Below are 25,195 nucleotides of genomic sequence, written 5' to 3' on the forward strand. Positions count from 1 at the left end.
CGGGTCGTGCGCACGAAGGTTCCAGCGTCGAGTTCACGAAATAATACTGTCGAGCCCGTGATCGCCCAACGAAAGATCCGCTACCATTGACGGCCGAGATCGCAAAACGCGAGAGCCCCGGCCGCACACCCTCCCGTCAAATCAGCGGGCTTGCGGCAAGATCAACCCGTGCTCGCACGCCTTGTACACCTAGTGGATGGTTAGCCGGCTCAATGCGCGCACCGGTTCCGATGCTTCGGCTTCCACTTTGCGATGGTTCTCGGCAAGCACCATGTAGACAGCCGGCACGACGAACAAGGTGAACAGCGTGCCGATGGCAAGACCCGTGGCGATCACCAACCCCATATTATAGCGCGACGCGGCCCCCGCGCCTGAAGCCAGGATCAAGGGAGCGACGCCGAGCACCATGGCGCCCGTGGTCATCAGGATGGGGCGAAGCCGGATTCCGCACGCACCTTCTATCGCCTCGCGCTTCGACTGCCCGGCGGCTTGCAATGTATTGGCCACCTCGACGATGAGAATGCCGTGCTTGCTGATCAGCCCCATCAGCGTCACCAGGCCGACCTGCGTGTAGATGTTCATGGTCGCGCCGCCGATGCCCAAGCTGATGAAGGCCAGCGCGCCGGCAATCGACATCGGAACCGAAACCAGGATGATCAGCGGGTCGCGGAAACTGTTGAACTGGGCGGAAAGCGCCAGGAAGACGATAATCAAGGCAAGCGCGAAGGTGGCCGCCATGCCGCTTGATTCCTGCACGAACTGCCGCGACTGGCCGCCATAGTCGACTGAAAAGCCCTGGGGCAGCGTGCGGGCCGCGATTGACCTGAGCGAATTCAGCGCATCGCTCACCGCGACGCCCGGCGCGGGGACACCGGAAATCGTGGCGGAGTTCAGCTGCTGGAAATGCGCGACCGAGCGCGGAGTCGCATCAAGGCTTACGGTCGCGATCGCCGACAATGGAATCTGGGCGCCGTTCACGGTTGCGATCGGATAGTTCATGATCTGGTCGATGTTCTGGCGCGACCGCTGCTCGACCTGCGGTATGACCTGATAGGAACGGTTGGCGATGCTGAAATAGTTGACGTAGCCACCACCCAGCATCGTGGCCAGCGCCGTGCCGACGCTGCTCATCGGCAGGCCGAGCGCGGCTGCCTTGTCGCGATCAATCTTGATCGAGTACTGCGGGTTGTCGACGTAGAGATCCTTGGTCAGGAATATGAACATGCCCGACTTCTGCGCCTCCTGCATGAAGGTGGTGGACACGTCGTTCAACAGGTTGAAGCCATTCGTGGTGCCGATGGCGAACTGAACCGGCAAGCCGCTCGCCCCGGGAAGCGAGGGAAACTGGAAGGCAACCGTCTGACCGCCCGCGATCGTGCCGAGGGCATTCTGGACCAGCGGCTGAAGCACCGCGGCCGTCCGGGTCCGTTCATCCCAGGGTTTCAGCACCATGATATCGAACGAGGTGCCGGGCGCCTCGATCTGCAGCGCCTTGTCAGTCTCCGGGAAGCTGCGGAATATCTTGGTTACCTGATCCGAGTTGAGCAGTTTCTGTTGCAACGTGGCATTGGGGGCGTTCGTCACCTGCGCGGGAATGGCGCCCTGATCTTCGGTGGGAGCGAGTTCGCTCTTGGCGCTTGTGTAGAGGAAATAGATGCTGCCGAGAACGATGGTCGCGAAGACAAGGGTGACGGGTATCGTGTTGAGGCTGCCGTGAAGCAGATATTTGTACGGCCGATGGATCTCGGAAAAGCGACGGTCGATGAAGTCCGATATACGCTCCTCCCAGCCGGATCGGTCGGTCAGATGCGGCTTGAGGATGCGCGAGCACATCATCGGCGTCAGCGTCAGCGCGATGATCATCGACACGGTGACGGCGCCGACCAGTGTAAAAGCGAACTCGCTGAACAGGGCGCCGGTCAGCCCGCCCTGGAAGCCGATCGGCACATACACGGCCACCAGCACGACGGTCATCGCCAGGATCGGCCAGACCAGTTCATGCGCGGCGTCCAGCGCGGCCTGCATCGGCTGCGCGCCCTCCTCGATATGACGATTGACGTTCTCCACCACGATGATCGCGTCGTCGACGACAAGGCCGATGGCGAGCACGAGCGCCAGCAAGGTAAGAAGATTTATGGAAAAGCCGAAGATCAGCATCATCGCGAAGGTGCCAACCAGTGAAAGCGGAATGGCTACGATGGGAATGGCGACGGAACGCGGCGACCCCAGAAACGCGAAGACCACGAAAATGACGATGACCAACGCTTCGAGCAGGCTCTTCACCACTTCCTCGATCGACTTCGTCACGAAGACGCTGGTGTCGTAGACGATGTAACCCTCGAGGCCGTGCGGCAATTGCGCTTGAACATCGGGAAAGACGGTACGGATGCCGGAGACGACGTCGAGCAGATTGGCCGTCGGCGCGACCTGGATACCGACGAAGACGCCTGTCTGTCCGTCGAAGGCGACCTGAACGTCCGGGTTTTGCGAGCCCAGCGACACGGTCGCGACGTCCTTCAGCCGGACAATGGCGCCGTTGACCTGCTTGACCACCAGCTGGTTGAACTGCTCGGCGGAACTCAGGGTGGTCTGCGCGGTCAGAACCGTCTGCGTCATCTGGCCCCTGGTCGTGCCGATGCCCGAAATGTAGTTGTTGTTTGCGAGCGCCGTCCAGACATCCTCCGCGGTCATTCCATAGGCCGACAGCCTGTCCGGCTTCAGCCAGGCCCGGAGCGAGAAGGTCTTGCCACCCAGCACTTCCGCTGTCTGCACGCCGTTGACCGCCTGCAGCCTGGGCACGATCACCCGCGTCACGTAGTCGGTGATCTGGTTGGCCGCGAGCACGTCGCTGCGAAAGCCCAGATACATGGCGTCGGTGGTCTGTCCGACCGAGACCGACATGGCCGGCTGCTGAGTGCCCGAGGGCAATTGATTGATTACCGAGGAGACCTTGGCATTGATCTCGGTCATCGCCGCGTCGGCACTGTAGTTGAGACGAAGATTGACCGTGATCGTCGACTGGCCGCTGGTGCTGGACGAGGTCATGTAGTCGATGCCGTTGGCCTGGGCTATGGCATTCTCCAGCGGTGTCGTGATGAAGCCCGCGATCACGTCCGGCGCGGCGCCGGCATAGATCGTGGACACGGTAACCACCGCATTCTGCGTCTGTGGATATTGCCGCACCGTGAGCGAGCGGAAAGCCTGGTACCCGATGACCACGATGAGCGCACTGACCACCAGGGCTAGAACCGGCCGGCGAATGAAGATGTCCGTGACGTTCATGGCCGGGCCTCAGTTCGGATTCGCCGGCGATGCATTCGGATCATTCGACGGCTGCACCGTATTGTTGACGATGACCGGAGTGCCGTTGTTGAGCTTCAACTGACCGGACGTGACGACTGTCTGTCCTTCGCTCAACCCCTTCACCACGGCGATCTGGTCACCACGGGTCTGTCCCGTGGTGACGAAGGTCTGGCTCGCGACGAGTTGCGGCTTGCCGTCAGGGCCGTTGCCCTTGTTGGTGACGACGAACACGACATTGCCGTAGGGATTTATGGTCACCGCCGTCTGCGGCAGGGTGATGTAGTTCTGCGGCGCGCCCACTGCGATCGATAGGTTGCCGAACATTCCCGGCAACAGCTTGTCGTCAGGGTTCGGGAAGCTCGCGCGAATGGTCAGGCTGCGGCTCAGGCTGTCGACCAGCGGACTTATCGCCGTGATCTTTCCGTCGAAGCCCTGGGTGCCATACGTATCAACCGTCGCGGTCACCGCCTGTCCGACCTTCAATTGAGACAAAGCCTGTTGCGGCATGGTGAAGTCCAGTTGAATCGGGTCGAGCGACTGCAGCGTGACCACGCTGGTGCCGGCCGCCAGATACTGGCCGAGCGTGACCAGCCTGATTCCGAGCCTGCCATCGAATGGCGCTCTGATCGAATATTGGTCTATCAGGGCCTGTTGTGCCAGGACCTGGGCTTGCGCTCCCTTCAGGGCAGCCTGGTCGCTATCGACCTGGGACTGTGCAACGGTCCGTGTCTTGAAGAGCGATACGTCGCGGTCATAGGTGACCTGCGCATTGGTCACGGTCGCCTGGAACTGCTGCAGGGTGGCAATCTGCTGATCGGCCAGAAGTTGGATCAGGAGCGCGCCCTTCTTCACATCCTGCCCGTCCTCGAAGCCGATTTTCTGCACGATGCCCGGCACCTGGGCCGACAGGTTGGTGCCCTGGACAGCAGTGAAACCGCCGACCGCACGCGACACGGTCTGCCAGGGGCTCATCGGCGCATCGATCGTCGAAACGGTTTGAGGCGGGGCTTTCAGGTTGGCGATATAGGCGGCGATCATGTGGTTTTTGAAAGCCTGGAATCCGAAGATCCCCACCAGGATCGCGCCAATCACGATCAGCATGATCGCCATGCGTAATTTCATTGCTGTGAACTCCGCTCCTCGCAACTTGCTGGAGAATGGCATCAAGGTCTGGCGTGCGCCGGGAAAATAAAGAGGGATTTTGACTTGTGGCGGCTCGTTCTCATCCTCTGCGTCAAGCGGGCGGCCGATTGTATCGGCCCGCAACGTTAGCTGTGAGCCGATCCGGCATGCTTGCCAATCAAAATCCCGTGACGAAGCCGTGAGCGATTCAAACGGTAAACGTTCGGCTAACAGGTTGTTAGCTTTCCCAACCTGGAGATGTAGCCATCGAAGCCACCAGCGGCTTTGATGACGCCAGCCTCTCGGCATTCGCGAGGCGCGCGCCTTGACAAGGTCATGCGCGCCCTGCGCCGAGGAGAAAGGTTAGACGTCGCAGCCGAAGACGGAGTCCGCACAACTGCATGAACCAGCATCGCCGGCGTTGCCACGATTGGCCAAGCCGACTTAATCAAGACCTTCGCTTTCCTTTCCGAGCCACCGAGTTTCGTTCCATGAACAAACAAGAGCAGCCAGGAACAAGCCGTAGACAGTTTCTGCTATCGACCACGGCGGTCATCCTCTTGGCAACCGCCGGCAAGGCTGGGGCCGTGATCATCAAGGGCGCGGCACCCTGGACACCCTTCGACTACAGCCCGCCGCAAACGCTCGAACCCGGCGGATGGCATTTTTTTACGCCCCAGGAAGCCGCGGCGGTGGAAGCAATCGTCGAGCGATTGATTCCAGCGGATGAGCTCAGCGTCAGCGGCAAGGATGCCGGATGCGCGGAATTCATCGACCGGCAGTTGGCAGGCTCCTTCGGCACATTCGAACGCCTCTATATGCAAGGACCTTTCCAGGCTGGAGTTCCCGAGCAGGGCGATCAGTCGTCCCTCGTCCCCCAGCAACGATATCGCGTCGGTCTGGCGGGGCTGGAATCGTACTGTCAGGACATTTTCAAGCAGTCCTTCGCCGACCTCTCCGCCGACCAGCGCGACAAAGTTCTGACCGGGCTTCAAAACGGCGACATCACGCTCAAAGGCATCGATGCCAAACTGTTTTTCGCCACCATTCTTACCAACACGATGGAAGGTTTTTTCGCCGACCCGATCTACGGCGGCAACAGGGACATGGTGTCGTGGAAAATGCTTGGCTTCCCCGGCGCCCGTTACGATTATCGCGACTATGTGGAAATGCATAACCAGAAGATCGACCTGCCGCCCCTGAGCATTGCAGGCCGGCCCGATTGGAAAGCAAAGGGCTGACGATGGCAACGAAACTTCCCGCGACGGACGTTGTTATCATTGGCCTTGGCTGGGCCGGCTCCATCATCGCCAACGAACTGACCGATGAAGGGCTGGACGTCGTTGCCCTGGAACGGGGTCCGTGGCGCGATACCGCGGCGGATTTCAACCTTGCGTCCGCTCCCGACGAATTGCGCTACGTTCAGCGGCAGGAGCTGATGCTGCGCACCGCGCAGACACCATCACCGCGCGTAACAATCCCTCTCAAACCGCGCTGCCGATGCGCAGTTGGGGTTCCTTCCACCCGGGTAACGGAACAGGCGGCGCCGGCAACCATTGGGCCGGCATCACCTTCCGGTTTCAACCATCGGAATTTCGGCTGCGCAGCCACCTGACGGAGAGATATGGCGCCGCAGCGATCCCGCAAGAACTCGTGCTTCAGGACTGGGGCACCGACTGGTCGGAGATGGAGCCCTTTTACGACGCCTTCGACAAGATTACCGGCCTCTCCGGGAAGGCGGGCAACCTCAGGGGGGAAATCCAGCAAGGTGGAAATCCGTTCGAAGGCCCGCGCTCGAACGAGTATCCCACCAAGCCTCTGCGGCAACCCTATGGGCCGACGCTGTTTGCCGAAACCGCCCGCAACATGGGCTACAAGCCATTTCCGGTGCCTTCGGCGCTAGTTTCGGAGCCCTATACCAACTCTCTGGGCGTCACGATGGGCCCCTGTACCTTCTGCGGCTTCTGCACCAATTATGGCTGCGCCAATTATTCAAAGGCCAGCGCGATCACGACCATCCTGCCCGTGCTTGTGCGCAAGTCCAACTTCACCGCGCGCACGAATTCCGAAGTCCTGCGGATAACCAAGGACGCCAGCGGGAAACGCGCGACCGGCGTCGTATTCGTCGACACGTCGGGTCAGGAGTGGGAGCAGCCCGCCGAGCTTGTCGTGGTCACGGCATTCACCTTCGAGAACGTGCGCCTCATGCTTCTGTCGGGCATCGGCACGCCCTACGACCCGCAAACCAATACCGGGACGACGGGGCGCAACTATGCCTACCAGACCGCCAATGGCGTCCAGCTTTTCTTCGACGACAAGAACTTCAATCCGTTCATCGGCGGCGGCGCGGTCGGCATGGGCATCGATGAGTTCAACAATGACAATTTCGACCATTCGGGCCTCGGCTTCTTCGGTGGCGGCAGCATACGCGTGACGCCGATCGGCGCGGCGCCGATCAACAACCGCCCGGTGCCGCCGGGCACGCCGAGCTGGGGGACCGAATGGAAGCGGCAGACGGTCAAGAGCTATCTGAGCAACATGTCCATCGGCTGCGAGGCATCCAGCTACACCACGCGCAACAACTATCTTTCGCTGGACCCGACATACAATGATCACCTCGGGCGGCCGCTGTTGCGATTGACGTTCGACTTCCCGGAAAACGATTTGAAGATGGCGCAGTATTGCACCGACAAGGTCTGTGAAATCGCGGAGGCCATGGGCCCACGCCAGATCGTCAAGAGCCCCAGCAAAGGCCACTGGAACACGGTTCCCTATCAATCGTCCCACGTGGTCGGAGGCTTCGTCATGGGAGCGGATCCGAAAACAAGTTCAGTCAACAAGTATCTTCAAAGCTGGGACGTTCCCAATGTCTTCGTCGTCGGCGCGTCCGCCTTTCCGCAAAATCCTGGCTACAACCCGACAGGCACCGTCGGCGCGCTTTCATTCAAGGCCGCGAACGCCATCCGTACCCTATATCTGAAATCGCCGGGCGCACTGGTGCGGGCATGAAGGCACTTGTTGCACTGCTTGCAAGCGCGGCCGGCCTTGTCGTTTCGGTAGCTCATGCGCAATCCGGCGATGCTTCCTTCGAGCATGTCGAACGCGGCCGGTATCTTGCGGTTCTCGGCGATTGCGCGGCATGCCACACAACGTCGACAGGCAAGCCGTTCGCGGGCGGCGTCGTCCTGAAAACCCCTTTCGGCGATCTTGTCGGCGCCAACATCACGCCTGATCCCGATACCGGCATCGGCAAATGGACGCTGGACGATTTCCAGGGCGCGATGTCGCAGGGCATCGGTCGAGGCGGATACCATCTCTATGGGGCCATGCCTTTCACCGCCTACACGAAGGTTACCAAGGAAGACAACGCCGCGCTTTGGGCCTATCTGCGGACGATCGAGCCCGTCAACAATCCTGTCGAGCCCAATCAGCTCCCCTTCCCTTTCAACATCCGCATGAGCCTTGTCGGCTGGAATTTTCTCAACTTCACCAAAGGCGAGTTCCAGCCGGATGCCGCGAAATCGGCGGAGTGGAACCGAGGCGCCTATATCGTTCAGGGCCTTGGCCACTGCGGCAGCTGCCATACGCCCAAGAGCCTGACAGGTGGCGACAAGAGCGGCCAGTTTCTGCAGGGCGGGACATTGGACAACTGGTACGCGCCCGACATCACCGCCGACGCCCACAAGGGTATCGGTTCATGGTCGTCCGACGACATCGTGCAGTATCTGAAAACGGGGGCGAATCGTTTCGATATCGCGTCGGGACCAATGGCTGAAATGGTCGAGAAGTCATCGCAGCATTGGACAGACCCGGACCTCAAGGCTGTCGCGACATATCTGCTTTCGGTTGGCGGGGACGGCGCAAGTGCACCAGCCCCTCTCGCCGCCGACGACAAGGGCATGGCTGCTGGAAAAGCCATCTACGCCGATCGCTGTTCCGCCTGCCACATCGGCTCCGGTGAAGGCGTTCCAAAGCTATTTCCAAAACTCGCCGGCGCGCCGCTCGTCAACAATGGCGATGCAACGACATTGATCCGGGTCGTGCTTGAAGGCGGCGTGGCAGGGGCGACCAACGCCGTGCCGACCGCGCCGACAATGCCGTCCTACGCCTGGAACCTGAGCGACGAGGATGTGGCCAACGTTCTCACCTATGTGCGCAACAGCTGGGGTAATTCCGCGCCGCGGGTAAGCCCGACCGATGTCGCGACCTTGCGAAAGCAGTTGCGGCAATGATCGCGCTCACGGCGTCACGCTTGAACGGATCGTAGTGAATCGAGCGCTTATTCGCCTGGGAGGAAACGAGGCAAATCTCCAAACCGCGCTTCCCAGCATGCGAAATGGGTACGTTCGCAGTTTTGAGAGTTGGCGATCCCGACAGGATTCGAACCTGTGACCATCGGCTTAGAAGGCCGGTGCTCTATCCATCTGAGCTACGGGACCGCTGGCCGACCCGAGGGCCGGCGGATTCTCTTATCCTGACGCCGATCGGGTCTCCCGATCAGTGCGTCCAAGGTATCCTGCGGTCATAGCGGAAATTCTCCGCATAGGAAATCTGGCGGCGTTTGGTTTCCTTCGGCTCCTCGACGCGGAAGGCGAGCCCTTCCTTTTCGGCATAAGCCACCGCTTCTTCCCTGGTGTCGAAGGAGAGGCGAATCTGGCTTCTCATGTCGCCGGAGGTCGTATAGCCCATCAACGGATCGATCTTCTTGCGCATCTCGGGATCGAATTCCAGCATCCAATGGCCGGTCTTGGCCTTACCGGACTGCATCGCGGTCTTGGCTGGGCTGAAAATGCGCGCGGACATGGCCACCTCATTGCTACGTGCTGGCGACACCGCCGCCACAGAATCACCGGGCCGCCCCATGGACGCTCCGGCACTTTTCGATCGACAACGACCCTGAAATCCGATTCCGGTTTTCCAAGCCCCGTCCATGCCCGTCCTTACTGCGCAATGCAGCTCGCGGCAAGGCCGATGGTTTTTTACACTTGCCATGCAACGCCGAAATGAATAGGCAACAAACCGTTCGGAGTGTAGCGCAGCCTGGTAGCGCATCTGGTTTGGGACCAGAGGGTCGGGAGTTCGAATCTCTCCACTCCGACCATCCTTTCCTTTCCCCTGAGACAATCGTTGCCGAGGCGCCTGGTCCGCCTGCGAATTGGCATGCGCCTTACCCACCCCTTGCTGTCGATCAATTTTTGGTGCCAGTCTACGAAACGTAGATGCCCGAGATGGCACATTGCGGACGGCAGGGATTTTCAGAAATGGCAGCGAACGACCGGCCGGTGATCACCAGAAAAGGCCAGGAGAGCAACAAGACGAGCCAATCCGGCGGCATGGCGCTGGTGACCGGCGTTGGGCCGCAACATACTTCGGCGACGAAGCTGTGGTTCGGCAAGGCCAGCAACGCGCCGGGTTTCCGTTCGCTGCCGCATCACCATGGCGAGGCCGAAACCGGCGCTTATCTGCTGTCGGGCAATGCCCGCATATATTTTGGCAAGGACTATCAGGAGTTTGTCGAGCTCTCGGCTGGCGACTTCATGTTCGTGCCGCCGTTCCTGCCGCATCTCGAGGCCAATATGAGCACGACGGAAGAGTTGTGGTGGCTTGCGTGCCGTACCCCGGAAAACATCGTGATCAACTTGCCAGACGTCGACGATGCCCAACTCGCTGGCTATCGCCGCCGCTGAACGCTGTTGGATTGACTACCAACCTATCCGAAAGCGCATCGGTGCGCGATGCATCGGATCCGATGGCGAGCTCGCCGGGAGAGAACCCCGATCGCCCCAACCCCGGCGAGCCTACACCTGATTTGGAACGCAACCAGGACCGGAGGTTAAGCCGGCAAGCTGTTGGAGCAAGATAAATGCCAGCTTTGTTTTCCCATAATGGGACAGGGGCCCGAGATCTTTTGTGGCACACTACATGTCGAACTCGCCCTGCCCTTCGTCCATGGCGCTGATGGTTTCAGAAGCCAGCGCACGCGTGATCGGCGTCTTGCGCTCGAGTGCCGTACGATCCAGCCGCTCGACGACCCGCATCGCGGTCGCCAGCGAGCGCTCGATGCGCCGCACCAGATACTGAACGACGTGCGGCTCTACCTCGACCTGGCGGTCGGCGAACAGCTTTGTGATGACGCCGGCAAGCAACAAATCGTCGGGCTCGTGGATCTCGACGGTCGCCGCGGCCTTCAGCCGCGAGGCGAGATCCGGCAATCTGACGCCCCAGGCGGAAGGAAAGCGCCGTGCCGTCAACAACAGATGCGAGCCCGCGCCGCGCACGGCATTGATCAGGTGGAACAGCCCGTGCTCGTCGACAGGACCTGCATCGACATCATCGATCAAAACCGGGCGCGCGCCGAGATTCGCGATGCAGTCGCCGACGCGCCTTGCGTCAACCTTCAAGGCACCGGCACGGGCCTGCCAGATCGATGCCAGATGCGTCTTGCCGGAGCCGGCAGGGCCCGCCAGGACAACGACAGCCGATGGCCAGTCCGGCCAGCGGTCGACCAGCGCCGCCGCCTGCTCGTTCGTGGCTGACACCACGAGTTCGTCGCGCGAATAGCCGGTGCCGTGCCCTAGATCGAGCGGCAGCTGGCGCGGTTGTTCGGTTTGATCTGCCATCGGGCTCAGCGCGGTTGCGCGCCCTTGCCGCGGCGTGTCCGCAATGGCGGCGGCGGCTCGGTCCCTCGGCCCTTGTAAAGGGGCGATTCGAGATAGCGCGCTATGGCGAAGCGCACGAGCACGGCGACCGCCGCCGACGCCGGGACGGCGATCAGCAGGCCGACGAACCCAAACAGTGCGCCAAAGGCGAACAGCGAAAACATCAGCCACACCGGATGCAGGCCGACGCTCTTGCCCACCAGCCTTGGCTGCAGGATGTTGCCCTCGATGAACTGGCCGACGAAAAACACACAGGCCACGGCGACCACCATGGTCCAGTCAGGCCAGAATTGGACGAAGGCGACACCGACAGCGAGCACCAGCCCGGTCAGCGATCCGACATAGGGAATGAACGAGATCAGGCCCGCGAACAGGCCGATGAGGATGCCGAAGTTCAGCCCGGTCAGGGTCAGGCCGGTGGCATACATGGCACCCAGCACGAGGCAGAGCGTGCCCTGGCCGCGCACAAACCGGCCGTCGCCGAATTGATGTCGGCGGCGATTGCCCGCACCGTCTCGACATTGTCGCGCGGCACCCAACTGTCGACCACAGCGACCATCCGATCCCAATCGAGCAGCATGTAGAAGGCGACCACTGGCGTCACCACGAACAGGCTGACCACCGAGACCAGCGCCACGCCGGAACTCCAGATCGATGTGAACACCGTCGACAGGAGGCCGAAGCCGGAGCTCAATAGCGAGCTCAGTCCGTCACGCAAGCCATTGGCATTGACGCCGAATTTGTCCTCCAGCCATTTCGGGTCGAAGGAGGTCAGCAGCGTCTGCAGGCGCGTCAGATATTCCGGCAGCTTGCTGGCGAATTCGGCCATCTGGGTGGCCAGGACGGGGATGAGAACGACGAAGGCGAGCACCAGGACGACGAGAAAGGTGATGAGGATGACAATCGTCGCCATCAGACGGGAAAGCCCAAGCCGCTCCAACCTGTCGGCAACAGGATCAAGGAAATATGCGAGCACCATGCCTGCCACGAAGGGCAGCAGGATGGCACTGAAAACATAGAGGAAAAGCGCAAGCAGGAACCCGCCAACCAGCCAGAACACGACCTGCCGGTGAATGGCGGATGATGGCGCCGCCCCGGCTGTATCGCCGGCAGCCTCGTCAACTCGTGCCTGGTGTACTGCCTTCGCCATAGCCGCTCATATGCCTCAGCCAAGCCACGAGATAGGCCGCGGCCGAAGCCACGGTCAAGACCCCCGACAGCAATATGAGCACCGGCCTCAATGGGTCGAGGTGAACGGCCAGGGCCAGTTCGCCAAGCACCACCGCGGCCAGAACGATCTGGATGGCGGTATTGGCCTTCGACACGAACAGCGGCTTCATCTCGACCGGATGGCTCATGACGGTCGACAAGAGCACGGCACAGACGATCAGCGCGTCGCGCGAGACCATGGTGACGACCAGCCACAACGGCAGTTCGCCGATGAAGCCCATGACCACGAACACCGAGACCAGGAGCAGTTTGTCGGCCATCGGGTCAAGATAGGCGCCGAGGCGCGAATGCTGGTTGAAGCGGCGGGCGATGAAACCATCGACGCCGTCCGAAATGCCGGCGACGAGGAAACCGGCGAAGGCCCAATCCCAGCGCATGTCCAGCATGGCCAGGACCACGGCCGGCACGAGCACCAGGCGCATGATCGTGATCATGTTGGGGATGGTCAAACGCATATCCCGTCGCTCTTGTTTTGCTGATACATGATGGAGACGATGCATGGCTGCAAGGACCAGCGGCGAAAGCCAGGCTGTCCACGCTTTTATCGGGGGCAAAGGCCGGCCACTTCGCCGTTATCCTTGCGAGGCGCGAGCGTTCATGCGAAGAGCCCCGCAAAGCAGGGAAAGAGTGATGAGCAAGCGCAAGAACGGGCTCACCTACGCCGAAGCGGGCGTCGACATCGATGCCGGCAATCTGATGGTCGAGAAGATCAAGCCGCTGGTGCGCGCGACACGCCGGCCCGGTGCCGATGGCGAGATCGGCGGCTTTGGCGGCCTGTTCGACCTCAAGGCCGCCGGTTTCACCGATCCGGTCCTGGTCGCGGCCAATGACGGTGTCGGCACCAAGCTGAAGATCGCCATCGAGGCCGGCAAGCACGACACGATCGGCATCGATCTCGTCGCCATGTGCGTCAACGACATCGTCGTGCAAGGCGCCGAGCCGCTGTTCTTCCTCGACTATTTCGCCACCGGCAAGCTTGATCCCGACCAGGGGGCATCGATCGTCGGCGGTATCGCCGCGGGATGCCGGCAGGCCGGCTGCGCGTTGATCGGCGGCGAGACGGCGGAAATGCCGGGTATGTATCACGGCAAGGACTACGACCTCGCCGGTTTCGCCGTGGGCGCCGCCGAGCGCGGCCAGTTGCTGCCCACCGACGACATCGTCGAGGGTGACGTGCTGCTCGGCCTCGCCTCCTCCGGCCTGCATTCGAACGGGTTTTCGCTGGTCCGCCGCATCGTCGCCACCAGCGGCCTTGGCTGGAGCGACCCGGCGCCCTTCGCCGACGGGCAGACATTGGCCGAGGCGCTTCTGGAGCCGACGCGCATCTATGTAAAGTCGCTACTCAAGGCGATCCGTGGCACGCACGGCATCAAGGCGTTGGCCCACATCACCGGTGGCGGATTTCCCGAAAACATCCCGCGCGTGCTGCCGAAGGAGTTTTCGGCCGAGCTCGATCTCGACGCCATTGACGTCCCGCCCGTATTCTCGTGGCTGGCGAAGACCGGCGGCGTGGCGCCGGAAGAGATGATGCGCACCTTCAACTGCGGCGTCGGCATGATCCTCGCCGTCGCCTCGGGCCAGGCAGCGCAGGTCGCCGCCGTGCTGCAGGAGGCTGGAGAGACGGTGACGCCGATCGGCCGCATCGTGCCGCGCCGCGACGCCGGCGTCATTTATCGGGGCTCGATCGGCCTATGAACAAGAAACGCACCGTCGTACTGATCTCCGGACGCGGCTCCAACATGACTGCGCTGATCGCAGCCGCCAGCGACCCCGCCTATCCGGCGGAGATTGTCGGCGTCATTTCCGACCGAGCCAATGCAGCGGGCCTTGGCATCGCGGCGGCGCGCGGCATCGCCACCAAGGTGATCACGCGGGCCGACCATGCCAGCAAGGACGCGCATGACGCGGCGATTGACGCGGCGATTGTCACGTTCGGTGCCGAGCTTGTGGCGCTGGCCGGCTATATGCGCATCCTCGGCGGGCGCTTCGTCGAGAAATGGCAGGGGCGGATGGTCAACATCCACCCTGCCCTGCTGCCCGCCTTCAAGGGCCTGGACACCCACGCCCGTGCGCTGCGCGCGGGCATGCGCATTCACGGCTGCACGGTGCATTTCGTCACGCCGGACATGGATGATGGGCCGATCATCGCCCAGGCGGCCGTGCCAGTCATGATCGGCGATAATGAGGACACGCTGGCAGCGCGCGTGCTCAAGGCCGAGCACCGGCTCTATCCGCTGGCGCTCGGACTGGTCGCGGAAGGCAAGGCGCGGATGGAAGGCGGCCACACAGTGTTTGCTCATTTCGCCGACGATGCCGACAATGGCACGTCGGTAGTCATGGCGCCCGATCCGCTGCGCGAGGAAGCCGATCTGGAACATCTGGCGCGCATCACGCCCTGAGCACGGAGACCGGTATGGCGACAACGAGGCAATTGCTGCTCTTGCGTCATGCCAAGTCGAGTTGGGATGATCCCGACCTGACCGATTTTGACCGGCCGCTTTCGGGGCGTGGGTTGAAGACGGCTCCCTTGGTCGGACGCGAACTTGCCAGGCGTGGCTGGCTGCCGGACATGGCGTTGATATCGCCGGCTCTGCGCACACGCGACACGTGGAGACTGGTGGCGGCGGAATTTCCGGCGAAGGTGCCGACCGAATTTTTCCGTACGCTCTATGACGCTTCGGCTGGAGATATTCTCGATCTGGTGCGGCAAGTAGACAATTCGGCGCCCACTCTGTTGGTGGTCGGCCACAATCCCGGACTGGAAGAATTGGCGCTCCTGCTTTCCGGTCCCGCTTCGAAAGCCTTGGCACTTCAAAAACTGGCGGAGAAATTCCCGACCGCGGCGCTTGCCCGCCTCGTCATCAATGGCGACTGGGCAACGCTCGTCCCAGGCTCAGCCGAACTGAGGCATTGTCTCAGGCCCAAGGATCTTGGCTAGAAGCCTGGGCGCTGGCGTTACCAACAGGCAAAAAACAAGAGCGGCGGGCCATGCCCGCCGCTCTTTGTGGTCAAGGACGTTTGGAAATCAACGACCCCAGATGCCCCGGCCCGACTCAGCCGGCACGTTGGAATTAGCGTCACCCTGTGCCTGGTTCGGCTGCAGGATGGAGCCGGTATACGAGTTGTCGATATTGGCGGAATGCCTGGTAGTCGACTGGGTGACAGGGAACTGGTTGGTATTGTCCGAGCCATAATGGTCACTACCGGCAAAAGCGGTGCCCGTGGCAACAAGGATAGCGGCGGCGGTGAGTGCGATCTTGGTCATTTTAAGTACTCCTAGTTCGAGATTTGGTTGATTGATCTGGTACGGCGCGATCAGTGGTTACCGAAGAGGTCCCTGTCGCTGCCTTGCGTGACTGGCTTCTGGACGGCCGCGCCATGCTTCTGGATCGAGCCCGTGGACGAATTGTCGATGGACTGCGTCACGGCGGGCTGATTGACGTCGTTCGATCCGTAATGGTCGCTGCCGGCAAAAGCGGTGCCCGTGGCGACGAGGATGGCGGCGGCGGTAAGTGCGATCTTGGTCATTTTCGTTACTCCAGTAGTTCTTAGTCCTGTCCGTCTAGTGGCGTGCCTTGGGAGGAATTCGCGTCGCTCGGACCACACTGAAATGGGTCAACCCTCCTGTTGGTTCCAATCACGAAGATGTTCCGCCACCACCTGAATCCGACGCTTGAAATGTCGCAAAGGGCTCCCACAGCCCAATATTTTTCTATTTATTTCAATAGCTTAACTATTTCCCATTACCGGGCATCCAGGCATTTTCCCAGCCTTCGTTCACCCTATGCTGCACGGTCTGTCAACAGAAACGAACCGTTCGGTTCGATTATTAAACATAAAAGACATTGCAGGCCCTGGAACAGCCTTTCCGTGCCTGTAATCAGCCCAGCGTTTGCGTCGGGACCGGATCAATATTATCCGTTGTCGGTGCACTGATTTCCGGGACGGCGGCCAGGCCACCTGCACGGCGTCCTTCGAAAGAGCAAAGGTCCGCAATGGGCAGCACCCCGAAACAGGGATAGAAAATGCGGCTGCTGCTGGTCGAGGACAATCGTGAACTGGCGGATTGGCTGGGCAAAACCTTGCGACAGGCAAATTACGTCGTCGACATCGTCCATGACGGCGAGGATGTCGAGCATGCCCTGGCCGCCGGTGACCATGCGCTGGTGATCCTGGACCTCGCCTTGCCACGCATGAGCGGCCTCGAAGTGTTGCGGACATTGCGGACGCGCGGCAACCGCGTTCCCGTGATCGTGCTGACCGCCAATGCCAGCCTCGACGGACGGGTCAAGGGCCTCAACGAGGGCGCCGACGATTATCTGGCCAAACCTTTCCAGATCGAGGAACTGGAGGCGCGCATCCGAGCCCAGTTGCGACGCGCCAACGATCGGACGGCGCCTGTCGTTGCCTGCGGCGATCTCGTCTTCGACACCAACACGCGGCTGTTTTCACTGGCTGGCGAAGCGCTGGCATTGACGCCACGCGAACATGCCGTGCTGGAGCAACTGATGGTAAAAGCCGGACGCACGGTGAGCAAGGCGGCACTGTCGGCGGCGATCTACGATTTCGAGACCGACGCCGACCCAAGCGCCATCGAGATCTATGTGCACCGCGTGCGCAAGAAGCTCGAAGGATCGCGGGTCCATATCGTGACGTTGCGTGGCCTGGGCTATCTGTTGCGCCATGAGGATTAACAGTCTCCGCCTCCAGCTTCTGGCCTGGGTGGTGCTGCCCCTGGCCGGGCTTGCCGCCATCAATCTATGGACCAGCCATGGCAGTGCGCTGGCCACCGCCGATCTGGTCACCGACCGGATGCTGCTGGGTTCGGCGCGAGCGATCGCGGAGCAGGTCACCATGACCGATGGCGTGCTCGATGCCACGATACCGCCGGCGGCGATCGAGATGTTCGATACCGGCGATCGCGACAGTGTCTACTACCACGTCAAGACCGCCCAAGGGCGGCTGCTGACCGGCTATCCCAACCTGCCGGAGGCAATGACGCCGCCCAGCACCGAAACAACCTATCGCGACCACCGGCTGCGGCTGCTGAACTTCAGCCAGGCGGTGGTCGGCGCCGGCGAAGACTCGCCGATAACGGTCACCGTTGGCGTTACGCTTGCCGGACATAATGCGATGGTGCGGCGGCTCTGGTTTGGCGCCTTCACACAGCAGCTGGCGCTGGTGGCGATTGCAGGCCTGTTCGTTCTGCTTGGTCTCCACCGGGGCCTGGGGCCGCTGATCAGGCTGCGCGATGCGGTGCGTTCGCCAGACCGCAGCGACCTCGACCCGGTGGAAGTGCCGGGCGCGCAGAGTGAAATCCGCCCGCTGATCGATGCACTCAACGCCTATATGGCGCGCGTGCGGGCGCAGATGGCGTCGCAGCGCCGCTTCATCGCCAATGCCGCGCACCAGTTGCGCACGCCGCTGGCGTTGCTGTCGACGCAGGCGAGCTACGCGCTACGCGAAACAGGTCCCGATGCCCGCCATGAGGCGCTGGTGGCGTTGCAGGCGAGCTCCGGCCGCTTGGCGCGTCTGGCCGAACAACTACTGACCCTGTCGAGGGCCGAGCCAGGCAGCCGACGGCCGCGCGCCGACCGTGTCGACCTGACCGAAGCGGCTCGTCAGGTGCTGGAAACCCATGTGCCGGTAGCCGTCGGCCGCAACATCGATCTCGGCCTTGATGAGGCCGGGCCGGTGCCAGTGGTCGGCGATGGCACCATGTTGCGCGAGATGATCGTGAACCTGGTCGACAATGCGTTGCGCCACACGCCCCCCGGCGGCAGCGTCACCGTGAGGCCGACCGCACTTGGCGACGAGGCCGTGCTGACAGTCTCCGATGATGGGCCAGGAATCCCGGAGGACGAACGAGACCAAGTCTTCGAGCGTTTCTACCGTATCGCCGGTTCGGCCGAGGACGGCAGCGGGCTCGGCCTCGCCATCGTGCGCGAGGTTGTTGAAAATGCCGGCGGCCGCATCACCCTTGGGGATGGCGCGACCGGCGGTCTGGTTGTCGAGGTGCGCCTGCCGCTGGCGGGCAGCTGAAGCACTTCGTCTACTGCGTCTCGTGCAGCGGCTGGGGACGCCATTTTGCCAGGCGATCCTCGACCATCGTCATCAAGTATTCCGCGCCGAGCGCTACCACCATGACTATGACGATCGCGGCATACATGCCGGCGGCGTCGAAGGATCCCTTGGCAATGTTGATCAGCAGACCGATGCCGTAGCGCGCGCCAACGAACTCGCCAACGATCGCGCCGATGATGGCAAAGCCGAAGCTGACATGCAGACTGGCGAAGATCCAGCTCATCGCCGACGGAACGATCACCGAACGGGTCAATTGCCAGTTGGAAGCGCCGAGGATGCGCGCGTTGGCGATCATCGCCCTGTCGGCTTCTCGAACGCCCTGGAATGCATTGTGGAACACGACGAAGAAAACCATCACGAAGGCAAGCGCCACTTTCGAAGCGAGGCCCAGGCCGAGGATCATGATGAAGATCGGCGCCAGAACCACGCGCGGAATGGAATTGATCACCTTGATGTAGATGGAGAAGATATCGGCGGCCATCCGGTTACGACCGAGCGCGACACCAATGATGATGCCGGCAACAGAACCGGTGACGAAGCCGATCGTGGCTTCCTCCATGGTGACATAGAGATGGTACCAGAGCGGCCCTTCGGAGGTTCCTTCGGTCGTCCATTCGTAGAGCCGCTGCGCGATCGCGCTCGGCATTGCGTAGAAGAACGGATCGATCCAGGCTAGCCGCGCGGCGATCTCCCACAAGCCGAGAAAAGCAACGAGAATTGCGACCCGCCAGAACATCACGGTGCGGCGACGGTGCTGTGCCGCCTTCGCGGCGGCGGCTTCGATTTCGGCGTCGGAGGTGCCCGGCCTGAACGTTCCGGAGCTGATATCTATGGCGGCATCAGTCATGGCATTCCTCCTCAGGCTGCCGCACGCGCATAGCTGGTCTCGACCTCTTCCTTGAGGTCGGCCCAGATCGTGCGCGAATAGTCGATGAAGCTTTTTTCGTAGCGGATGTCGGCGACAACCCGCGGACGAGGCAGGTCTATAGTATAAACCGACTTCACGGTCGCAGGTCCGGCGGTCAGAACATAGACCTTGTCGGCCAGCGCAATCGCCTCTTCGAGATCGTGCGTGACGAAGACCACCGAGGCCTTTGCCTGCGACCACAGGCGCAACAGTTCCTCGTGCATCAGCACGCGCGTCTGCACGTCGAGCGCCGAAAACGGCTCGTCCATGAGAAGGATCTCGGGTCCGTTGATGAATGTCTGGGCAAGCGCCACACGTTTGCGCATGCCACCCGAAAGCTGATGTGGGTAATGATGCTCGAACCGCGATAGCCCAACGCGCGCCAGCCAGTCGCGTGCCGCGACGGTGGCGTCCGACTTCGCCTTGCCGCGAAAGAGTGGACCGGCCATCACATTCTCGATCACGGTTCGCCAGGGGAACAGGGCATCGCTCTGGAAAACAAAGCCGATGCGCGGGTCTATCCCCTTGACCGGCGCGCCCATGACACGAACCTCGCCGGCACTTGGGCTTGCCAGCCCCGTGACCAGGTTGAGGGTAGTGGATTTTCCGCACCCCGTCGGGCCGACAACGGCAACGAATTCACCGCGCTCGACGGTCATTGTGAAATCGCGTAGCGCCGTCAGCGATTTGCCGCTGGGCGAAAGGAAGCGGCGGCTGACATTGATCAGTTCGATCGCCGGTGCATTCTTTTCTAGGGCCATGGTGGAACTCCTGGATACGAGCCGACGCCCGCCGTCGGCCAAGGCCGCCGGACGTGAAAATGACGGGTGCCTGCGCGATGTCGTTCACCGCGCCGGCATCGCCTGCTACTTGGCGTTCTTGACGAATTCCGAGGTATAGGTCTTGGCAAGGTCGATCTGCTTGCCCTGCAGGTCCTTCGAGAAGGCCGAAAGCACCGTCAACACCGTCTCCGGGCCACCCTCGGGCATGATCCCATCGGGGGTGAACATCGCCTTGCCGGCGTCGAGGGCCTTCACGTAGCCTTCCTTGTCGCCGACATAATAGTCTTTCGGCATCTTGTCTGCGATCTCGGCGCCGCTATGCGTGTTGATGAACTTCTGCGTCTTGACGAACGCATTGACCAACTTCTGCACGGTATCCTTGTGCGCCTCGACCCAATCGGTCTGCATATAGAGGGATGCAGCCGGGTATGTGCCGCCGAGAGCAGCCTTGGTGCCTTCCATCGTGCGCATGTCGATAAGGATGGAAGCTTCGCCAGTCTTCAGCAGTCGCGTGATCGTCGGCTCGGTCGCATGCCCGCCTGGATCTTGTCCTGCTGCATGGCGGCGATAAAGGTAGTGCCGGCGCCGACCGGAACCGAGGTGAAGTCACCGAGCTTCAACCCGTTCTTGACAGCGAGATACTGCGTCAGGAAATTCGTCGAGGAGCCAAGGCCGGTCACGCCAAGGCTCATGCCCTTGAAGTCGGCCGGTGACTTGATCTCGGGATGCTTTGTCGAAACGAGTTCGACTTCGCCTGGCGCCTGGCTGAACTGGACGATGGATTCGACGAACTTGCCCTTTGCCTGCAGGTCGATGCAGTGGTCGTAGAAGCCGACGACCCCTTGTACGGCGCCAGCAAGCATCTCGTTTTCGGCATCGACGCCGGCGGGTTCATTCAGCAACTCGACGTCGAGACCCTCGTCCTTGAAGTAACCGAGCGCTTCGGTCAGCTTGGCGGGCAGATAGATCTGTTTCTCGTAGCCGCCGACCATGATCGAAACTTTTTCGTCGGCGTGCGCTGACTGCGCGGATAAAGCAATGGTGGCGACGAGTGCGGTTGTGGCGGCTGAATCAAGCAGTATTCGCGCGAGCGACATGGCCTCTTCCCTTTGTTCGGTTTCCGCACCCCTCCTCTCTCCCATCGCTTCCGCGACAAATATGGGGGCACTTGCCAACAGTTATGGCACCAACCTTTCATCCAGCTTTCAAGGCAAATCCTAAAGTCAGTTCAAACGTTACGAATCGGTAAGCCGCTACTCGCCGGTTGCGGTCCGCTCAAGTGCCGACGAGGCAAGCTGTTCGTCTTTGCCCAGCCCCAGCACGTCGCGCATGTCATATTCGCCGGGTGAGCGGCCCATCACCCAGAGCGCGGCGGCAATGGCGCCCCGAGCGAACATGCCGCGGTCGCCCGCCGAATGCGACAGCGTTACAGTCTCACCATCGGCACAGAAACTGACGCCGTGATCGCCGACGATGCCGCCGCCACGCATCACTGCAAAGCCAATCTCTCCGGCCGGCCGTGCACCCGTGATGCCATCGCGGGCTCGTTTTGCGACCGTATCCAACTCGACGCCACGTCCCTTGGCACCAGCCTGCCCGAGCATCAGCGCCGTGCCCGACGGTGCGTCAACCTTATGGCGATGATGCGCCTCGAATATCTCGATATCCCAGTCTTCAGGCCCGAGAGCCCTTGCCGCTCGTTCAACCAGCCCGATCAGCATGTTGAGCCCGAGCGAAAAACTACCGGAGCGCACGATCGGAACGGCTTTCGATGCATTGGCAATCACGGCAAGTTCTGCGGCGTCGAAGCCCGTCGAGCCGATCACCAACGCCGGGCCGCCGCGCTCGGCACAACGCCTGGCCAGATCGGCCGATGCGGCGGGTGTCGTGAAATCGATGACCACGTCGGCGACGGCAAGCGCTTCGTCCCGGCTGACCAGCCCCGCGCCGCTGGCATCGGATCGATGGAAGCGAGCGACCAGCTCCAATCGGGAATCGGCTTCGACGACCTCGGCCATCTGCTGGCCCATGCGGCCCAGCGAGCCGGCAATGGCGATCCTGATCGGCTGGGACAAGGCGGCTCTCCGAAGATATCCAGGGATCATGGCCCAACCTGCCGGTTCGGAAAAGATCTCGGTCGAACAAGAAGATAGAGCCAAGCTCTATCCGATTGATTCAGGCCCAGGCAATCCATGCCATCCGATCAATGGGCACGGCTCCGCCTACGCTTGCCCAGCCGCCACCCAATGAAGGCGCCACGCTCATCACCACGCGAGCAATATGCTATTTTGCTGATGTGTCCGGTCACGACGCGCCGACCGGCAATGCCTGTGGGGAGACATCAATGCTACGGCCATTGCGTATCCTGCTTGCTTCATGTCTTGTCCTCCTGCCCATCGCCAACGCCCCCTGGGCAGCCAACATGGCGTCCGAAAAGCCCGACGATGCCGCCAAGAAGGCCGCGCTTGCCGAGGCGATGAAGGCCTGCGATCAGGGTGCGTCCGTTCCGCTCGACCCCGACGCCAAGGCGCCGCCGGTGCAATATGACGAGCTCTTTCCTGCCGATTTCGACCTGACGAAGCTGCGTGTCCTGTCTGACAAATGTCAGGCGGCTATGCTTGGTGCACCGCAGGAAAAGCGATTGAAACTGCAATGGCTGAGAATCAAGATGGCGCTCAACGAGCCGGGCCTCGTCTGGCTCGTCCCGCAGATAAAGCTGCTGGCCGATGGTGGCAGCGCCGAGGCGAATTTCCTACTGTTCGAATTCTTCCAGATCCATCACGGCGATGCGGACGCTACGCCGCTCATCTCTCGCGACATGGCGCTCGACAGCTTGCGGAAATCGGGAGACGCCGGTCATCTCACCGCGCTGCTGACGCTACTCAACCAATATAGCCGGGGCCCGCTGCTTCGCCGAGATGCGCGCAAGGTCGTCGAAACCGCGCAACGCATCATCGATGCGCCTGTCCAGGGCCAGACGCCCGACGAACGCGGCGCCCGGTTCCGCGCGAGCATGCCGCTGCTGATTGCCACGACCACGCTGGAACGGGATGGCTTCGCGAGCGACGAGCAGCACAAGGCTTTTGACGCGATGGAAACGGCTTCCCATGCCGGGACGGATGGCCCCGAGCGCGCGGTGCTGGCCTACATCAAGGCGCTGAGGCTGGGGCACGGGACGCAGCCGGACGCGACAAAAGCGCGGCAGCTTCTGGAAGCACGCGCCAGCCACGACGACTACGCCGTCCCGATGCTGGCCGACATGCTGGCAAAAGGCGAAGGCGGCCCGGCGGATGGCAAGCGCGCCATGGCGATGCTGCGGGCCGCCAAGAATACCCCTGAGGCCGGACCGCAACTGGCAGGCCTGCTGCTGGACGGCAAACTTGTCGGCCGCCAGCCGCAGGCTGCGATCAAGCTTCTGTCCGCCTCGTTCGACCTTGACGACACCATCCGGCTTGCCGGGCTACTTTGCGATTATCCAGGCGTGCGGGTGGACAACGCGGCGGCGCTTGTAGAGCGCCTGAGCAACGGCGCGGTTGCCGGCGAGCCAGGCGCGGGACTGGCGCTGGCGCGGCTGGAACTGTCCGATGACCAGCAGTTCAAGGATGATAACCTCGCTCGGGCCATGCTGAAGCCATTGGCGGATGCGGGTGACAGAGATGCGCTCTGGCTTTACGCCGCGACGCAATATGCCAATCTTGATTCCACCAGCTATCGGCCAAGTCGTCAGGACGATGGACTGACGGACGATGCGTTGAAAAGTCTGCTTGATGACGGCGTGACCCGGAAGGAACCACAAGCCTTCCTGCTCCTTGCCAAGCTGCTGCGGCGCGGCGTGATCTATCCGCAGGATGACGCCAAGGCGACCGCCATGCTGATCAATGCCGCCAATCTTGGCAGCGTCGAGGCCATGGTTCTGCTCGGCGAGGCCTATGACAAAGGACTGGGCATCGAAAAGAACCCGCGCGAGCGGCTGCATGCATGGCGCGAGGCGGCCCGGCTGGGTTCGCTCGAGGCAAGGGAAAAGATCGCCGACGCCTTCCCCTTCGACAGTTTCGACAGGCTGATGACGCTGCGCGAGGGCGTCACCGAACGCATTGCACTCTACAATGACGGGGTTGGCAGAATGGGCGTCGGCATGCTCGGTGACGACGCGGCAAAGGTGGAACTGGGCAGTCTGTTCTCCGGCCAGGCCTCAGCCGCCGAAACGGCGGCCGTGGCTGGCGCGGTGATGGACGCATTTCGCGCAGCACCCGCCGGGCTCGAGGACCAGAACCTTGTCGGCATCGGCAAGGCACTGCCCGACGAGATCCGCATCGCCATCGAGACGACGCTGAAGAGCCAAGGATTTTATGCCGGCCAGCCCAAGGGATACTTCGGCCCGGATGTGCGCAACGCGTTGGCCGCCTGGGTCGATGCGAAGGGACCGCTCCCCGACGCCCCCGAAACAACGGTTGTGGCTGGATCCCAGCCGGCGGCGCCGAAAACGGACATTGTCGCCACGGAAATACTCGGGCGCGTTCGCGACAAGGCTTTCACCTCGGCGGAGGCCGCCAAGACCCAGAAAGCGAAGCTCGCCTCCCTCAAGTTGCTGAATGTGCTCGCCCGCTACGGCGACACGGCTTCGCGCTGGGCGCTGGTGCGCAATTATCACCAGGCGAAAATCGTGCGCAGCGTGGTGACCCCTGAGGAAATCACGCGTTACGCCTTGGATATTCTCGTGACCAGGCCCGAGGGTGTCGACAAGCCGGAATTCGAATTCATATTCAACCTGACGCAGATCGCACAGGACAGAAAAACCGCAGCCGTCGGCAACGCTACCGTCCAGGCGATCCGCGACGACCCGCGCCTGCAGGATCCGCTGACACTCGGTGGCGTGATGGGCCAGTTTGCCTTCGCGCCCGGCGCCTGCGATGCGGTGCTGGCAGCCGCCCGAAAAGCCGGCGTCGCCGATCTCGGAAGCGATGGCTGCGACGACAATACTCGTACCGCTCTTATCGCCTTCGGCAAAAGCAAAGGCGCGACGGGCGTGGACGCCGCCGCACGCAAGGCGGCAGCCGAAGAAATCAAGACATTGGATGCGCAGGCGGCGAAGTAATCAACTCAACGCC

General features: G+C 61.9%; 21 protein-coding genes, 2 tRNA genes and 2 pseudogenes. 12 read left to right on the forward strand and 13 right to left on the reverse strand.

The features are described from left to right. Window positions 1-189: 189 nt before the first annotated feature. On the reverse strand, window positions 190-3,282 hold the full coding sequence (locus LGH82_RS09085; RefSeq protein WP_227348190.1) for an efflux RND transporter permease subunit: 3,093 nt from the start codon (window positions 3,280-3,282) through the stop codon (window positions 190-192). 9 nt (window positions 3,283-3,291) lie between these two features. Further along, complete coding sequence (locus tag LGH82_RS09090; RefSeq protein ID WP_227348191.1) at window positions 3,292-4,413, reverse strand: efflux RND transporter periplasmic adaptor subunit; 1,122 nt, start codon at window positions 4,411-4,413, stop codon at window positions 3,292-3,294. A 503-nt stretch (window positions 4,414-4,916) separates the two neighbouring features. Between LGH82_RS09090 and LGH82_RS09095 the strand changes: the two genes are divergently transcribed. Genes LGH82_RS09095 through LGH82_RS09105 form a run of 4 tightly spaced genes read left to right on the forward strand, consistent with a single transcriptional unit; the run spans window position 4,917 to window position 8,657 of the window. Continuing rightward, window positions 4,917-5,666 (forward strand): gluconate 2-dehydrogenase subunit 3 family protein, encoded by a 750-nt coding sequence (locus LGH82_RS09095; RefSeq protein ID WP_227348192.1) that lies wholly within the window; start codon window positions 4,917-4,919, stop codon window positions 5,664-5,666. Between the two features lie 2 nt (window positions 5,667-5,668). After that, the gene (locus LGH82_RS33480; protein ID WP_319799929.1) at window positions 5,669-6,040 is read left to right on the forward strand and encodes a hypothetical protein; all 372 of its coding nucleotides are present in this window, start codon (window positions 5,669-5,671) and stop codon (window positions 6,038-6,040) included. 38 nt (window positions 6,041-6,078) lie between these two features. Next, the gene (locus tag LGH82_RS09100; RefSeq protein WP_319799930.1) at window positions 6,079-7,434 is read left to right on the forward strand and encodes a GMC family oxidoreductase; all 1,356 of its coding nucleotides are present in this window, start codon (window positions 6,079-6,081) and stop codon (window positions 7,432-7,434) included. Further along, window positions 7,431-8,657 carry a c-type cytochrome gene (locus tag LGH82_RS09105; RefSeq protein ID WP_227348193.1) on the forward strand — a complete coding sequence of 409 codons (1,227 nt, stop codon included), beginning with the start codon at window positions 7,431-7,433 and terminating at the stop codon, window positions 8,655-8,657. The genes LGH82_RS09100 and LGH82_RS09105 overlap by 4 nt, the downstream gene beginning before the upstream one ends. Window positions 8,658-8,787: 130 nt before the next feature. On the opposite strand, the gene LGH82_RS09110 is transcribed toward LGH82_RS09105, so the two are convergent. After that, window positions 8,788-8,864: transfer RNA gene (locus LGH82_RS09110), tRNA-Arg, on the reverse strand. 58 nt (window positions 8,865-8,922) lie between these two features. Continuing rightward, a complete protein-coding gene (locus LGH82_RS09115; protein ID WP_227348194.1) occupies window positions 8,923-9,228 on the reverse strand; it encodes an ETC complex I subunit in 306 nt (101 codons plus the stop codon). Between the two features lie 221 nt (window positions 9,229-9,449). Here LGH82_RS09115 and LGH82_RS09120 point away from each other — a divergent pair. Beyond that, window positions 9,450-9,526, forward strand: a tRNA-Pro gene (locus tag LGH82_RS09120). 160 nt (window positions 9,527-9,686) lie between these two features. Then, window positions 9,687-10,112 carry a cupin domain-containing protein gene (locus tag LGH82_RS09125; RefSeq protein WP_227348195.1) on the forward strand — a complete coding sequence of 142 codons (426 nt, stop codon included), beginning with the start codon at window positions 9,687-9,689 and terminating at the stop codon, window positions 10,110-10,112. Between the two features lie 231 nt (window positions 10,113-10,343). Here LGH82_RS09125 and hdaA read toward each other — a convergent pair whose 3' ends face one another. The 3 genes and pseudogenes from hdaA to LGH82_RS09140 all read right to left on the reverse strand — a co-directional run bounded on the left by hdaA (window position 10,344) and on the right by LGH82_RS09140 (window position 12,763). Beyond that, a complete protein-coding gene (gene hdaA / locus LGH82_RS09130) occupies window positions 10,344-11,045 on the reverse strand; it encodes a DnaA regulatory inactivator HdaA (RefSeq protein WP_227348196.1) in 702 nt (233 codons plus the stop codon). Between the two features lie 5 nt (window positions 11,046-11,050). Beyond that, a pseudogene (locus tag LGH82_RS09135) lies at window positions 11,051-12,087 on the reverse strand (AI-2E family transporter). 115 nt (window positions 12,088-12,202) lie between these two features. Continuing rightward, complete coding sequence (locus LGH82_RS09140) at window positions 12,203-12,763, reverse strand: CDP-alcohol phosphatidyltransferase family protein (RefSeq protein ID WP_227349526.1); 561 nt, start codon at window positions 12,761-12,763, stop codon at window positions 12,203-12,205. Window positions 12,764-12,944: 181 nt separating this feature from the next. Here LGH82_RS09140 and purM point away from each other — a divergent pair, with 181 nt between their 5' ends. From purM to LGH82_RS09155, 3 genes are read left to right on the forward strand one after another with little or no spacing between them, the layout of a single operon-like run. Beyond that, on the forward strand, window positions 12,945-14,009 hold the full coding sequence (gene purM, locus LGH82_RS09145; protein WP_227348197.1) for a phosphoribosylformylglycinamidine cyclo-ligase: 1,065 nt from the start codon (window positions 12,945-12,947) through the stop codon (window positions 14,007-14,009). Further along, window positions 14,006-14,713 (forward strand): phosphoribosylglycinamide formyltransferase, encoded by a 708-nt coding sequence (gene purN / locus LGH82_RS09150; RefSeq protein WP_227348198.1) that lies wholly within the window; start codon window positions 14,006-14,008, stop codon window positions 14,711-14,713. Before purM ends, purN begins: the two co-directional genes overlap by 4 nt. Window positions 14,714-14,727: 14 nt before the next feature. Continuing rightward, window positions 14,728-15,252 (forward strand): SixA phosphatase family protein, encoded by a 525-nt coding sequence (locus LGH82_RS09155; RefSeq protein ID WP_227348199.1) that lies wholly within the window; start codon window positions 14,728-14,730, stop codon window positions 15,250-15,252. 87 nt (window positions 15,253-15,339) lie between these two features. Here the strand turns inward: LGH82_RS09155 and LGH82_RS09160 are convergent, their stop codons facing one another. After that, entirely contained in the window at window positions 15,340-15,579 is a 240-nt protein-coding gene (locus LGH82_RS09160; protein ID WP_227348200.1) for a DUF680 domain-containing protein, read from the reverse strand. 50 nt (window positions 15,580-15,629) lie between these two features. Next, complete coding sequence (locus tag LGH82_RS09165) at window positions 15,630-15,842, reverse strand: DUF680 domain-containing protein (RefSeq protein ID WP_227348201.1); 213 nt, start codon at window positions 15,840-15,842, stop codon at window positions 15,630-15,632. 497 nt (window positions 15,843-16,339) lie between these two features. On the opposite strand from LGH82_RS09165, the gene LGH82_RS09170 reads away from it, so the two are divergent. After that, window positions 16,340-17,008, forward strand: coding sequence for a response regulator (locus LGH82_RS09170; RefSeq protein WP_227348202.1), 669 nt, complete (start codon window positions 16,340-16,342; stop codon window positions 17,006-17,008). After that, window positions 16,998-18,356 (forward strand): sensor histidine kinase, encoded by a 1,359-nt coding sequence (locus tag LGH82_RS09175; RefSeq protein ID WP_227348203.1) that lies wholly within the window; start codon window positions 16,998-17,000, stop codon window positions 18,354-18,356. Before LGH82_RS09170 ends, LGH82_RS09175 begins: the two co-directional genes overlap by 11 nt. Window positions 18,357-18,366: 10 nt before the next feature. On the opposite strand, the gene LGH82_RS09180 is transcribed toward LGH82_RS09175, so the two are convergent. The 4 genes and pseudogenes from LGH82_RS09180 to dapB all read right to left on the reverse strand — a co-directional run bounded on the left by LGH82_RS09180 (window position 18,367) and on the right by dapB (window position 22,162). Next, the gene (locus LGH82_RS09180; protein WP_227348204.1) at window positions 18,367-19,245 is read right to left on the reverse strand and encodes an ABC transporter permease; all 879 of its coding nucleotides are present in this window, start codon (window positions 19,243-19,245) and stop codon (window positions 18,367-18,369) included. 11 nt (window positions 19,246-19,256) lie between these two features. Beyond that, window positions 19,257-20,066: an ABC transporter ATP-binding protein gene (locus LGH82_RS09185; protein ID WP_227348205.1), complete on the reverse strand. Its 810-nt coding sequence runs from the start codon at window positions 20,064-20,066 to the stop codon at window positions 19,257-19,259. Window positions 20,067-20,171: 105 nt separating this feature from the next. Beyond that, window positions 20,172-21,184 (reverse strand): annotated as a pseudogene (locus tag LGH82_RS09190) (ABC transporter substrate-binding protein). Window positions 21,185-21,340: 156 nt separating this feature from the next. Beyond that, a complete protein-coding gene (dapB, locus tag LGH82_RS09195) occupies window positions 21,341-22,162 on the reverse strand; it encodes a 4-hydroxy-tetrahydrodipicolinate reductase (protein ID WP_413771436.1) in 822 nt (273 codons plus the stop codon). 347 nt (window positions 22,163-22,509) lie between these two features. On the opposite strand from dapB, the gene LGH82_RS09200 reads away from it, so the two are divergent. Then, window positions 22,510-25,182 (forward strand): tetratricopeptide repeat protein, encoded by a 2,673-nt coding sequence (locus LGH82_RS09200; RefSeq protein WP_227348207.1) that lies wholly within the window; start codon window positions 22,510-22,512, stop codon window positions 25,180-25,182. The last annotated feature ends 13 nt before the right edge of the window (window positions 25,183-25,195 follow it).

Source organism: Mesorhizobium sp. PAMC28654 (genome assembly GCF_020616515.1).
GTDB lineage: Bacteria > Pseudomonadota > Alphaproteobacteria > Rhizobiales > Rhizobiaceae > Mesorhizobium.